Below are 13,770 nucleotides of genomic sequence, written 5' to 3' on the forward strand. Positions count from 1 at the left end.
GTTCCACCTTGTACAATGATTTTTTCTCCCATTTCCTTAGGATCTCTTATTTTAATTACTTTTTGTAAAGCATTCTTTATAACAGAATAAGATAATCCTGCAGATATATCATTAATAGTAGCTCCTTCTTTTTGAGCTTGTTTTACTCTTGAATTCATAAATACAGTACATCTCGAACCTAAATCCACTGGATTCTTGGATTCTAAAGCTGATTTTGCAAAGCTTTCAATATTCATGTTTAATGATTTTGCAAATGTTTCTAAAAATGAACCACATCCAGATGAACAAGCTTCGTTTAATAGAATATCGTCTATTACACCATTTTTGATTCTAAGGCATTTCATATCCTGTCCACCAATATCCAATATAAAATCTACCCCTGGTAAAAAGGTATTGGCAGCCTTATAATGTGCAATGGTTTCTATTTCACCAATGTCCACTTTTAGTGCTTCTTTTATTAATGCTTCTCCATAACCTGTCACAGTGGAATTAGCTATTACTGCTTTATCAGGCAGAATAGAATATATAGTTTTTATAATATCTACAGTCTGCTTTAATGGCTTGCCTCCATTACTTCCATAATATGAATATAGTAACTTTCCATCTTCATCAATTAATGCTACCTTCGTAGTTGTAGAACCTGCATCAATACCAAGATAACACTTGCCTTCATATGTTGATAGTTCTCTTCTTTCTACGACATTTTTACTATGTCTTAACATGAATGAATCTAATTCTTCTTTATCTTTGAATAATGATTGTAATCTAGCCACTTCATTAGTACCTGTATCGGTAAGATTTTCCATTCTTTCTAAGATGGATTTGAAAGGTACAACTTCTTCTTTTTTTGACTCGATAGCTGCACCTAATGCTACAAACAGCTGTGAATGAGGTGGTATTATTGATTGTTTACCTGTTAATTTTAAGGTTTCAATGAACCTTTGTCTAAGTTCTGATAAAAAGTAAAGTGGTCCACCTAGAAAAGCAATATTACCTCTAATTGGTTTACCACATGCCAGACCACTTATAGTTTGATTAACCACTGCTTGAAATACAGATACTGCAATATCCTCTTTAGCAGCACCTTCATTTAATAACGGCTGAATGTCTGTTTTCGCAAAAACTCCACATCTAGCTGCTATTGGATATACTACTTTATGTTTTTTAGCAAGCTCATTGAGTCCCATTGCATCTGTTTCAAGCAATGAACTCATCTGATCAATAAAAGCACCTGTTCCACCAGCACAAGTTCCATTCATTCTTTGCTCAATTGTGTCACCTTCAAAATATGTAATCTTAGCATCTTCGCCACCTAATTCTATGGCTACATCCGTATCTGGTATTTTTAACTTGATAGCTTTTGTACATGCTACTACTTCTTGTATGAAAGGTATATTAATCCATTTAGAAACAGCCATTCCACCAGAACCTGTCACCATTACGGTAATATCTGAATCATTAAAATGAGAGTAAGCTCTTTTTATCAGCTTACCAACTGTTAATCGTATATCAGAAAAATGTCTTTTATATTTACTATATAAAATTTCTCCTTGTTCATTTAATACTACTATTTTTACCGTAGTTGAACCTACGTCCAATCCAACATTTAATATGTTATTCATATGTTCGCAAAAAATGCTTCGCCTCCTATAACTCGATGTCTCCTATAACAATAATGATTATTATTATATTATACCATTTTCCCATAACATTCAACTTAATATTTCATTAATGTTTATCAAAAGTAAAAGTGTGCCAAAGCACACTCCCAATTATCTTCTTTTATTTAATTCCTTACATATGTCTTCCCAAGTAGTATTTTTCTCAACCATCAATACTGATAAATGGTATATTAAATCAGATATTTCATAGATAATTTCATCATTTCCTTCATTCTTGGCTCCAATAATTACCTCTGCTGATTCTTCTCCAACCTTCTTAAGAATTTTATCAATTCCTTTATCAAATAGGTAATTTGTATAAGAACCTTCTTTTGGATTTTCTTTTCTATCTACTATAACATTATATACCTCTTCAAATATCTCAAATACGTTTTGCTTTTTCTGTTGTAACTCATTGCTTTCTATAACCTCTTTATTATCTATATCTATGTTTTTGTAAAAACAAGAATAGTTTCCTGTATGGCATGCAGCTCCTTCTTGTTTAACTTTTACCAATAAAGTATCATTATCACAATCCAAAGCCATACTAACTAAATGTTGGTAATGACCTGATGTCTCTCCTTTTAACCATAAGCTTTGTCTGCTTCTACTGAAATAATGTACTTTCTTAGTCTCTATAGTCTTATTGAAAGCCTCTTTGTTCATATATGCTACCATCAAAACTTCGTTACTAGAATAATCTTGAGTAACAACTGTTAGTAACCCATCTGAATTTAATTTTAATTTGTTGAAATCCATTATATTCATTCCTCTCTTGAAATAATTCTTCTATTATATAAGTTATATAGTTATAATCTTACCGGTATTTCATTATTATCTAAGTATTTTTTTAGTTCAATAATCTCTATTTCTTTAAAATGAAACAGTGAAGCTGCAAGAGCAGCATCAGCTTTTCCGAAAGTCAATACATCCTTGAAATGTTCCATATTCCCTGCACCGCCTGATGCAATAACTGGTACATCAACTATTTCACTAATTTTTTTAGTTAGTTCAATATCATATCCTGATTTGGTTCCATCTTTATCCATGCTTGTAAGTAATATTTCTCCTGCACCACGTCTACATACTTCCTTAGCCCACCAGATGGCATCAATATCAGTATTAATTCGACCGCCATTGATATAGACATCCCAACTATTATGTTCTTCGTTTCGCTTTGCATCAATTGCAACGACTACACATTGATTACCAAATTTATTTGCAGCCTCATTGATAAGCTCAGGTCTTCTTATTGCCCCTGAGTTGACAGCAACTTTATCAGCTCCAGCCCTAAGTATTTTCTTGAAATCCTCAAGGGTCTTAATACCGCCCCCTACCGTTAGTGGTATAAAAATCTCCTTGGCAGTTTTTCTTACTACGTCTACTATGGTATCTCTTCCTTCATGGGTAGCAGTAATATCCAAGAATACAATTTCATCTGCCAAACTCTTATTATATATTTTAGCTACTTCAACAGGATCACCTGCATCTATTAAATTAACAAAATTAATTCCTTTTACAACTCTCCCCCTATCAACATCTAAACAAGGGATGATCCTTTTTGATAACATATAAACACCCTTTCTTACATATAAAGAACTCTATTTTAGTTTTTAATATGATATTAATTATAAAAGTAAATCTAGTTAGTTCTCAAATAATGAAATGGCTTCTTTTAGATTGATTTTATTGGTATACAGTGCTTTTCCAATTATAGCTCCCTCAGCATTAATTTTTTCTACATCCTTAAGGTCTTCTATAGAAGATACTCCACCAGAAGCAATAATATCTAGACTTGTTTCATCTATTAGATATTTTGTATAATCTATATTAGGACCAATGAGCATACCGTCTTTTGAAATATCTGTATACACAATTGTTTTGACACCGTATCCTTTCATTTGTTTACACAAATCAAGAGCTGACACGACACTTAGTTTTTCCCATCCGTTAATAGCAACCATACCATCTTTTGCATCTATCCCGACAACAATTCTTTCATTGCCAAATTTCTTAACAGCATCTTTCACGAAGCTAGGATTTTTAACCGCCAATGTTCCTATGATAACACGAGTTATTCCAACATCTAATCTTTCTTCAATATCTCTTATTGATCTTATTCCTCCACCTGTTTGAACAGGTATATCAACACTCTCAACTATTTTTTTGATAGCTTCTTTATTAGTCCAATTACCATCTAATGCACCGTCAAGATCCACAACATGGATATATGATGCTCCATTACCTGCCCATTTTTCAGCTATTATATATGGGTCATTGGAATAAACTGTCTGTTCATTGAATTTTCCTTGTTTCAACCTAACACATTTACCATTTTTAATATCTATTGCTGGATATAATCTCATAACTTTCCTCCATCCGTATTACAAAACATCTATTATAAAGAAACAAAATTTTTAAGTATGGAAAGCCCTATAACTCCACTTTTCTCAGGATGAAATTGCAAAGCAAAAACATTATCCTTTTGTGCTGCTATCTGAATCTCTTTACCATAGTTAGTTGTTGCACAAACAATGTCTTCTGAAGTTTCCAAATGATATGAATGAACAAAATAAACATGTATATTTTTTGGCAATCCTTTAAACAAAGGTTCTTCTTTAATAATATTTAATTTATTCCACCCCATATGCGGTACTTTTAGATTAGTATCAAATCTAACGATATCTCCATGTAATAGTCCCAAACCTTCATGTGAGCCATATTCATTTGATGAATCAAACAATAGCTGCATCCCTAGGCATATACCTAGAAGTGGTTTCTCTTTGTTAACACTATCATGTATGAATAAATCGATCTTTTTTTCCTTAATAAGATTTATAGCATCTTTAAAAGCACCTACACCAGGCAATATAAGCTTATCTGTCTTTTCCAATTCCTGAACATCAGAAGATATTATATAGTCTACACCAATATAGGAAAGTGCATTAGATATACTTCCTAGATTACCCATTCCATAATCAATAATACCAATCTTCATCACATCCACCCTTTCTTAAAGTACTTTTTCATATGATTCTATTATCTTATAATTTTAAAGAACCCCTTTAGTAGTAAGTGCACCTTTTATTCTAGAATCTACTATTGTAGCTTGGTCAAGTGCATTTCCAAATGCTTTGAATATCCCTTCAACGATATGGTGATTGTTCTTACCATCCAACAATTTGATATGCAGATTCATTTCAGCATTCATAGATACCGCTCTAAAAAACTCTTCTACCATTTCTGTATCCATAGTACCTATTCTATCTGTAGTAAGTTCAACATCATAATTCAGATATGGTCTTCCAGATAAATCTAATGCACATAATACTAATGTTTCGTCCATAGGAATAACAGCAGAACCATATCTTTTAATACCTTTTTTATCTCCAATAGCTTCTTTTATGCATTTGCCAAAAACAATACCTATATCCTCTATTGTATGATGGCAATCTACTTCCAAATCGCCACTGCATTTGATATCAAGATCAAATAACCCATGTTTGGATATATGAGTCATCATATGATCAAAAAAACCAACACCTGTATCTATGTCATAATCTCCAATTCCATCTATATTAAGTTTTAGACTAATATCTGTTTCATTAGTCTTTCTATCCATCTCACTTATTCTCTTCATCCTATTAACTCCTTTTTAATTAATGTCTCAACTTTCCCACTTCAATATTCTATGCAGGTAAGCTAATTCAAAGGCTTTGGAAAGCCCAGTTAATGTTAAATATCAATACATTTTCATGACCTTAATTAATTGTTGATTTTCTTCTTCAGTACCTACAGTAACTCTAATACAATTAGCCAATTCCCCTTGATCTCCGTAACCTCTAACTAGAATCTTATGTTTTTCTAGTTTTGCAGCAATATCAGTATCTGACACTTTTATTAATAAATAATTAGCATGTGAAGGATATACCTTATCTACATAATTTATTTCTTTCAGATTATCAATTAACCATTTTCTATTATTAATTATTTCTTTGATTTTTTTATCATACTGTTCACTATTTTCTATTACGATTTTAGCTAAAAATTGAGATAATGAATTAAGATGATAAGGTGGAATTACAATATTAATCGCATCTACCATACTTTTAGAAGCAATACCATACCCAACTCTAAGACCTGCTAAACCATAAGCTTTTGAAAAAGTCTTTAGTACAATAAGATTATCATATTCTCTGAACTTATTTATCATTGTATCATCTATATATTCACTGTAAGCTTCATCAATAATAAGAGGACACTCAATCTTTTGCAATAGTTTTTCAATGTCTTCTATAGTCATAATGTTGCCTGTTGGATTATTAGGTGTACATATAAATATACATTTTGGTCTAACCTCATTGTATAAATTAAGTATCTTATTTACATCATAAGAGAAATCTTCATTTAATGTAAATTCAACAGGAATACCTCTATTTAATTTTGTTGCTAGCTTATACATACTAAAAGAAGGTGTTGGCATTAATACCTTATCTCTTGGTTCCAGAAAGACCTTCAATATGCAGTCAATCAATTGGTCAGAACCAACTCCACATACTACATTTTCCTTTTCCACCTGCCAAAACTTAGCTATAGCATTCCTTAATTCATTACAATCAGTATCTGGATATCTCCTGATATTATTACAGTCATTAAGCCATTCTTTTACTTTATTGATAACTATTTCATCATGAAGATAAGGATTTTCATTAGCATCTAACTTCACATCATATTCTTTTAAAGGAGCATGGTATGGCGTAAAATCTTTTAAATCTCTTCTTATATAATCTTTAATCATTTTCAAATCTCACCTTTATTGAATTTGCATGTGCTGTTAATTTTTCTGCATTAGCAAATTTTATTATATCTTCTTGTAATTCTCCCAGTGCTTCCCTGTCAAAAGAAATGATACTTGATTTCTTAATGAAATCATCTACACTTAATGGTGAAAAGAACTTAGCTGTTCCATTAGTAGGTAAAACATGATTAGGTCCAGCCATATAATCACCTAAAGGTTCAGGACTATAATTTCCTAAGAAAATCGCACCCGCATTTTTAATCTTAGGCAGTACCATAAAAGGTTCTTTCGTACATATCTCCAAATGCTCTGGTGCTACCATATTACTCAGCTTAACAGCTTCATCTATTGATTTTACAACTACTATTGCCCCAAAATCGTTAAGTGACTTTTCTAAGATATCTTTTCTACTTAGATAATCTGTTTGTCTTATTAACTCTTTTTCTACTTCTTTTCCTAAATCATCACTGTCAGTAACTAAAATAGCTGAAGCCAATTCATCATGTTCTGCTTGTGATAATAGATCAGCTGCAACATATTTTGGATTAGCGCTTTCATCTGCTATAACTAACACTTCACTAGGACCAGCTATAGAATCTATACTTACATGTCCATACACAGCCTTCTTAGCAAGAGCAACAAATATATTACCAGGTCCAACAATCTTATAAACCTTAGGAATAGTTTCTGTCCCAAATGCTAACGCAGCCACTGCCTGGGCTCCACCTACTTTGTATATTTCATCAACACCACATTCATTAGCCGCAACTAATGTAACAGGATTCACTTTCCCATCTTTATCAGGTGGCGTCACCATCACTATCTGCTCTACCTCCGCTACCTTAGCAGGCATAACATTCATTATGACAGATGATGGATAGACCGCTTTCCCTCCTGGAACATACACTCCAACCTTCTCTATTGGTGTAACCTTCTGTCCCATGATACTGCCTGAATCACAACTATCAAACCAACTATACTTCTTCTGCTTATCATGATACTCCTTGACCCTCTTCTTGGATCTTCTTATGATTTCAACTAATTCCTCATCAACCTGCTCATAAGCCTCATCAATCTCTTCTTTTGTCACCTTCAAAGATTTTTCATCCAATCTTACATTATCAAACTTTTCCCCATATTCAAAAATGGCTTTGTCACCATTATTCTTCACATTCTCAACTATACTAGCCACTATCTGCTCATACTTCCCATAATTATCAGGCGCTCTATCAAACAACATCTTATACAGTTCATTATCTGAACAATCACTATAACTAATATATCTCATATGATTATCCTCCTTATCAATTTTCATAACAAATTACTTGCTATAGCCTAGTAGCTGTTTTGTATATATATTTACATACGGAAATTTTACTAATATTTTCTAAGATAAACTTCTCAATCCTTTAATTATCTTAGATATCCTCTCATTCTCCATCTTCATACTCACTCTATTAACAACCATTCTCGCAGACAATGGACAAATTTCCTCTAAAACAACCAATCCGTTTTCCTTTAATGTAGTTCCTGTTTCAACTATATCTACAATAACCTCTGATAAACCAACCAAAGGTGCAAGTTCTATCGACCCATTAAGTTTAATTATCTCTACTGTCTGATTCTTTTTATTATAAAAATAATCTTTAGCTATATGAGGATACTTAGTAGCAACCCTGATGAAACTTCCTTTATCCAATACTTCTTTCATCTCACTAGGTCCAGCAACAATCATCTTACACTTACCAAAATCCAAGTCCAATACCTCATATAAATTTTTCTTTTCTTCAAGTATCGTGTCTTTACCTACAACACCTATATCCGCAGCTCCATATTCTACATATGTAGGTACATCACTTGCTTTTGCTAAGAAAAATCTTAATTTAAGTTCTTCATTAGTGAATATAAGCTTCCTTGTATCGCTTTTCATCTCATCACAGTTAATTCCTATTTTTTCAAATAATTTTATAGTCTTTTTGGCTAGTCTTCCTTTAGCTAAGGCAATCGTAAGATATCTCATGCTTTTTCACCTCTATCTAGTAGTTCGTTAATTGCTACGACTGTTTTATCCATAGTTTGTAAATTGACTAATACAACCTCTTCATTATCATTAAAACTCATGATACCGCCAATTCCATGCTTTTTACCATATTCAATATTATCTTCTAAAGATTTCTCCAACAATCCAATCTGTACGTTCATTCCTTTAGACCTGAATTCTTCTGATATCATAATAGCCTGTTTTCTGGTTTGTTGATTATAGACTATCAATGTATCTATATTAAATTCTGGTAGAGCAATCTGTTGTCTTTCTATAGCAAGCATTAATTCGTCAATAACAATAGCAAATCCTATAGCTGGTACATCCTTGCCGAATTGCTTAAGAAGCGTATCGTAACGCCCCCCATCAACTATTGAAACGCCAGTTCCGTATGTGTAACCTCTAAATATAATACCCGTATAATAATTTAGACAATTAACTAGTCCAAGGTCAAAAGAAATATAATTTTCAACACCGTAATCACATAGTATTTCATAAACTTTTTCTAATCTATCAAGAGAATTAATAGCTTTTTCATTATTGGTTAACTTTCTTGCTTTTTCAATAACTTCCACAGAACCAAATAATTTGGGGAGATCTAAAAATACTTGTTTTAAATCCTCTGACATATTGCATCTAGTAAGCAGTTCTTCTACAGCAATAAAGTTTTTCTCATCTACGAAATTCCTAAGTTCTTCCTCTTCATTGGCATCAAGCCCAGCCTCTTCAGCAAGACCTTTAAAAAATCCTGCCTGTCCTAAATCTATTTGAAACTTTTCAAGTCCAGCTATACTTAGACTATTGATAATCAAAGCAATTATTTCAGCATCTGCATCTTCACTATTTACACCAATTAATTCTACACCCGCTTGTGTAAACTCTCTTAATTTACCTTGATAACTTTTACCATTTCTGAATGTGTTACCAACATAACAAACACGTATAGGGTTTTCTTCATTTTTATAATATGTAGAAACATATCTTGCAATAGATGGTGTTATATCTGGTCTTAGAGCTAAAATATTTCCATCTCTATCAAAAAACTTGTACATTTCTCTAATATCTACAGTTCCACGTTCATGATTAAAAACATCATAATATTCAAAAGTTGGAGTTTGAATATCCCTAAAACCATATCTATGAAATACAGAACCTATCCTGTTTTGCAATTCAATTTTTTTAGACGTCTCTTTAATATTGAAATCTCTAACGCCTTCTGGCGTATGTAACAAACAATCTATCATACCGACTACTTCCTTTCTAAAAATATTTTTATATATATTAAAATAAATTATTCTAATTACCGTTTATATTATATAGGATTTACTTCATTGCATTAAAGTGCTAATTCATTAAACCATTTAATTATTGTAATATTATATGTTAATTTGCTGTAAATGTCAACATCAAATAGCAAAAAACATTTTTAAATATTGTAGGTTAGATTAATTATTATCTATATAGTTTTTGATTTGTTCCAAATAATGAAGATAAATACCATTTTTATTAGATATTATGTAAGACCTATCCATCTCTCTGTAGGGTATAGATTTTCTACCACCTGTCTTAGCTTTCTCCCAATAACATTTAATATTTTGATAAGGCAGGTAAAAGTACTCGTTATATTTTGAAAAATAAACCAAGAAGAATGCAATGCCTCCCTGTTTTTCATAATCATCCATAAATACCATTTGATGTTCATGTATATTCTGTAAAGGAAGAATATCTTTTGTAGTTTCTTTTGCATCAAAACATACTGCTATACCTTGAACAACTCCAATATAATCAACAGTACTTTTTTGTTCAAAGTATGCTAAGGATATATGTCTAGTTTTTTGGTCAATTTTTATAGGTTTTATTGGAGTTGGAATCTTCTGAATTAAAGCTAATCCATTCTCTCTATATTTTTTATTGGTAAAATTGATAAGTTCTTCAAGGGTACTTCCTCTCAGCCCTCTTGAATTCCAATATGCCATATTACCCCCACTTTCTATTTCTCATTTAATTTCTTGATTGCATTATCAATTAATATTTGTAAATCCCTATCATTTTCTTTCGTTTTCATTTTTTCTAATATATCTATACCTTCATTGAAAGAAAGTCTAACGATAGAATCTACAATTTCCTTTCTAATATCTATTCTGACATCATCTATATTATTAGCTAATATAGTTAACGCTTCTTTACTTTTTGAATTTCCTAGAGCGATTATTGCATTTCTCTGTAATAATTTTTTTCCTCTCCATCCAGAAGATGATATACCATAAGTTTTTTTGAATTCTTTATTGCTCATGTTAAGCATTGAATCATATTCAGGATAAGGATCAATAACATTTGGTATATCTTTATTGATGACTTTATTATAAGGACATACCTTTTGACAAACATCACAGCCATAAATTTGTTGTCCCATTTTTTTCTTGAGTTTATCATCTATATATCCCTTATGTTGGGTCAGATAAGAAACACATATATTACAATCTATTTCATTATTTCCTATAATTGCTCCTGACGGACATGATTTAACACAGTTATTACAGCTTCCACAACCAATAGAAATTTCATTTTCATCTGGTTTAATATAATAATCTGTTAGTATATAGCCTATAAATACTCTAGAACCATGTTTTTCAGTTATTAACATGGAATTTTTGCCTATGAAGCCAAGACCAGCTCGTCTTGCAACAGCTCTATCTGAAAATGGACTAGTATCTACAAATATCTTGGTATTACATTTTACTAAGCTATGAAGATGCTCTTCCAATAATTTTAACTTAGCTGAAACAATTTTATGATAATCTCTAGTTACAGCAGCCATACTTATATTACCTCTTAGCATATTATCATTCTGCTTTTTGGGGTTATTATTATATGCTTCCAATATTACTATGAAGGACTTAGCATTTTCTAGAGTAAGCTTGGGATATATTTTTTTATTATAATCTTTAGATTCTAGATTACACATATACCTACTGTTATCTCGACTATATAAAATATCTTTAAGTTCATAAAAAGGTTTTGCTAAGCAAAACCCAATTTCATCAACATTAATTTCTCTACTATATTCTATTAAATCCTTTTTTATATCCATAATTTCACCTTCAATGGCTAAACAGTGTATAAGCTATTTTTTTGAATCTTCCGTGTATATCTGTAATAAATTCTTTATTATCTAGATATAATAGATATCCGTCATCGTCTATATTGAATCTAATCTTATACGCATGAAGCAGCTGATGTTTTAATCCATATCTATCTTTAAAGATATCATTTATCTTTTTATCACCATACTTATAATCACCAATAAGAGGATGTCCTATACTAGATAAGTGAGCTCTTATTTGATGTGATTTACCCGTAACTATTTTTACATCAAGCAACGTATATTCTTTACCAATTTTAAGAGGTTTATATATTGTCTTAATATAACTTCCCATATCTTCATTATCTGAAATAGATACCTTATTATTAATACTATCTTTAGTTAGATAACCTTCTATAGTATTGGTTGTAGACAATATCCCCTTTACTATACACATATAATGCTTATCCAATTTATTATTGGCTATAAGCTTATTTATCTCTTGTAAAGATTTAATGTTTTTGCCAGCTATTACTATACCACTAGTGTTTCTGTCCAATCTATTACATATACCTGGACGAAAGCCTCTAGTGGCTTCTGGGTCATATTCACCTTTATTAACTAAGTAAGTTATAATTTCGTCTACTAATGAAACGCTATCACTATTAGTTGGCTGTGATAATAATCCAACAGGTTTATTGCATATTAGTATGTTATCATCCTCATAAATTACCTTATGAGTTATAGAAACGTGTTTACTTATGCTATGATTACTAAATTTCTGTATAGTCTCAGTAGACAAATATATTTGAAACACATCATTTGCCTCTATAATTTCATTTCCTATTATTCTTTTTTTATTAAGCTTTATTCTCTTTTTCCTTAGCATTTTATACAAAAAACTCTTTGATGATTTATTAAAATATTTTAATAAATATTTATCAGCTCTTTGATTGCTTTCATCTTTTGATACAATTATTTCTTTCATATGAGTCTCCGATTTTAAATTGAATTGTCTAATAATACATTTGCTAAAGCTACTTGATTTTCTGTATCAACATTATTCAGTAGTGTCGATAATTGCGTTATAACATATGAATACATGGCTTGTTCGTCATTGTACACTTTTACTTGAGCTAAGTAACCTTTTGGCTTTATTAATTTTTCAATAAGTTCTTTATACTCCAGCACTTGTTTCATGGTTTTCTTTTCATCAATCAACAATATTATTTCTTTATCACTTACAACTGCTATTTGATAGAACAGTGTTTTTTTACCTCTTACAACAACTAGACTTGATAAATAGACTAATCTATCACTTATCTTTTCGAATTTACGATAAACTTCTTCCTTGCCTTCCTTATACTGTCTATATAAAATATATTTAACTAGAAATTGAGCTTCTGGCAAAGCAAGCAATACAGTAATCAATAATAGTACATTACCTTTTGTAAATACATACCTATCAATAATATAAAGTGTAAGTATAATTAAAAAACCTATAATCGTTAATAATAAGTAACTTCTTTTTTGTGAACGAATGTATCCATATTCTCCCTTTGGTTGTCTCATGTTAATTTCCTTTCATATAAGCATTTGTCCTGTAGATTATACCACAAATTAGTAATATTGAAAATATCTTTCTCTTGTCATGACATAACGTACATAATCAATATTCATACCACTTAATATCAGGGCATTCTTATTAATTCCTTTTTGTTCAAAGTGTAACCTTTCAGGTATTGCCCTGCTTTTTGTGTTTTTTTCGGCTACATAGACATAAACAACATTTAATTTTAATTCATTGAATATGATAGCAAGGAAACTCTTGCAACACATAGTCATTATACCTCTCCCCTGATAACTTTCTGCAAGCCAGTAACCTAATGAAGTGGATTTCTCTGACCAATCAATACTATGTGTACCTAATCTACCAACTATTTTACCTTTATATATTACATTACATTGAAATCCATTATTACTTGCATATTGATGCATGGCTTTATAAGCCTTATATTTGCAATCATTTGGACTTTTAACCAAATCTACCCAAGTAAGCCATTTCCCTAGATGATTTCTTGAAGAATCTATGACTTTAAAAACTTCCTCAGCATCCTGTACATTGGATAACCTAAGAGATATATCATTATTAACTTTATATTCAAACATATAAAGTTTTCAATCCTTT

14 protein-coding genes and 1 pseudogene are annotated in these 13,770 nt (G+C 31.0%); all 15 read right to left on the bottom strand.

The window, feature by feature from the left end:
• On the bottom strand, positions 1-1,622 hold a 1,622-nt coding region (locus AACQ14_RS22460; protein WP_339365787.1), incomplete at its 3' end, for a BadF/BadG/BcrA/BcrD ATPase family protein.
• Positions 1,623-1,772: 150 nt separating this feature from the next.
• Positions 1,773-2,420: pseudogene (hisIE, locus tag AACQ14_RS22465) on the bottom strand (bifunctional phosphoribosyl-AMP cyclohydrolase/phosphoribosyl-ATP diphosphatase HisIE); the annotation flags it as partial.
• A gap of 50 nt (positions 2,421-2,470) precedes the next feature.
• Positions 2,471-3,232 (bottom strand): imidazole glycerol phosphate synthase subunit HisF, encoded by a 762-nt coding sequence (hisF, locus tag AACQ14_RS22470; RefSeq protein ID WP_339365789.1) that lies wholly within the window; start codon positions 3,230-3,232, stop codon positions 2,471-2,473.
• A gap of 75 nt (positions 3,233-3,307) precedes the next feature.
• Positions 3,308-4,027, bottom strand: coding sequence for a 1-(5-phosphoribosyl)-5-[(5-phosphoribosylamino)methylideneamino]imidazole-4-carboxamide isomerase (gene hisA / locus AACQ14_RS22475; RefSeq protein ID WP_339365790.1), 720 nt, complete (start codon positions 4,025-4,027; stop codon positions 3,308-3,310).
• Positions 4,028-4,059: 32 nt separating this feature from the next.
• On the bottom strand, positions 4,060-4,659 hold the full coding sequence (gene hisH / locus AACQ14_RS22480; protein WP_339365791.1) for an imidazole glycerol phosphate synthase subunit HisH: 600 nt from the start codon (positions 4,657-4,659) through the stop codon (positions 4,060-4,062).
• Positions 4,660-4,713: 54 nt separating this feature from the next.
• A complete protein-coding gene (hisB, locus tag AACQ14_RS22485) occupies positions 4,714-5,301 on the bottom strand; it encodes an imidazoleglycerol-phosphate dehydratase HisB (protein WP_339365792.1) in 588 nt (195 codons plus the stop codon).
• Positions 5,302-5,403: 102 nt separating this feature from the next.
• Entirely contained in the window at positions 5,404-6,459 is a 1,056-nt protein-coding gene (hisC, locus tag AACQ14_RS22490; RefSeq protein ID WP_339365793.1) for a histidinol-phosphate transaminase, read from the bottom strand.
• Positions 6,452-7,747 (bottom strand): histidinol dehydrogenase, encoded by a 1,296-nt coding sequence (hisD, locus tag AACQ14_RS22495; RefSeq protein ID WP_339365794.1) that lies wholly within the window; start codon positions 7,745-7,747, stop codon positions 6,452-6,454. Before hisD ends, hisC begins: the two co-directional genes overlap by 8 nt.
• A 99-nt stretch (positions 7,748-7,846) precedes the next feature.
• Positions 7,847-8,479: an ATP phosphoribosyltransferase gene (gene hisG / locus AACQ14_RS22500; RefSeq protein WP_113675118.1), complete on the bottom strand. Its 633-nt coding sequence runs from the start codon at positions 8,477-8,479 to the stop codon at positions 7,847-7,849.
• Positions 8,476-9,744, bottom strand: a complete 1,269-nt coding sequence (gene hisZ, locus AACQ14_RS22505) for an ATP phosphoribosyltransferase regulatory subunit (protein WP_339365795.1) — start codon at positions 9,742-9,744, stop codon at positions 8,476-8,478. Before hisZ ends, hisG begins: the two co-directional genes overlap by 4 nt.
• Positions 9,745-9,945: 201 nt before the next feature.
• A complete protein-coding gene (gene recU / locus AACQ14_RS22510) occupies positions 9,946-10,476 on the bottom strand; it encodes a Holliday junction resolvase RecU (protein WP_339365796.1) in 531 nt (176 codons plus the stop codon).
• Positions 10,477-10,490: 14 nt separating this feature from the next.
• Positions 10,491-11,591, bottom strand: coding sequence for a tRNA epoxyqueuosine(34) reductase QueG (gene queG, locus AACQ14_RS22515; protein WP_339365797.1), 1,101 nt, complete (start codon positions 11,589-11,591; stop codon positions 10,491-10,493).
• Between the two features lie 10 nt (positions 11,592-11,601).
• Positions 11,602-12,570, bottom strand: coding sequence for an RluA family pseudouridine synthase (locus AACQ14_RS22520; RefSeq protein WP_339365798.1), 969 nt, complete (start codon positions 12,568-12,570; stop codon positions 11,602-11,604).
• Between the two features lie 14 nt (positions 12,571-12,584).
• Positions 12,585-13,154, bottom strand: a complete 570-nt coding sequence (locus tag AACQ14_RS22525) for a hypothetical protein (RefSeq protein ID WP_339365799.1) — start codon at positions 13,152-13,154, stop codon at positions 12,585-12,587.
• A 48-nt stretch (positions 13,155-13,202) separates the two neighbouring features.
• Positions 13,203-13,751, bottom strand: coding sequence for a GNAT family N-acetyltransferase (locus tag AACQ14_RS22530; RefSeq protein ID WP_339365800.1), 549 nt, complete (start codon positions 13,749-13,751; stop codon positions 13,203-13,205).
• Positions 13,752-13,770: the final 19 nt, after the last annotated feature.

Origin of the sequence: Vallitalea maricola (assembly GCF_036985595.1) — a bacterium.
GTDB classification, from domain to species: domain Bacteria; phylum Bacillota; class Clostridia; order Lachnospirales; family Vallitaleaceae; genus Vallitalea; species Vallitalea maricola.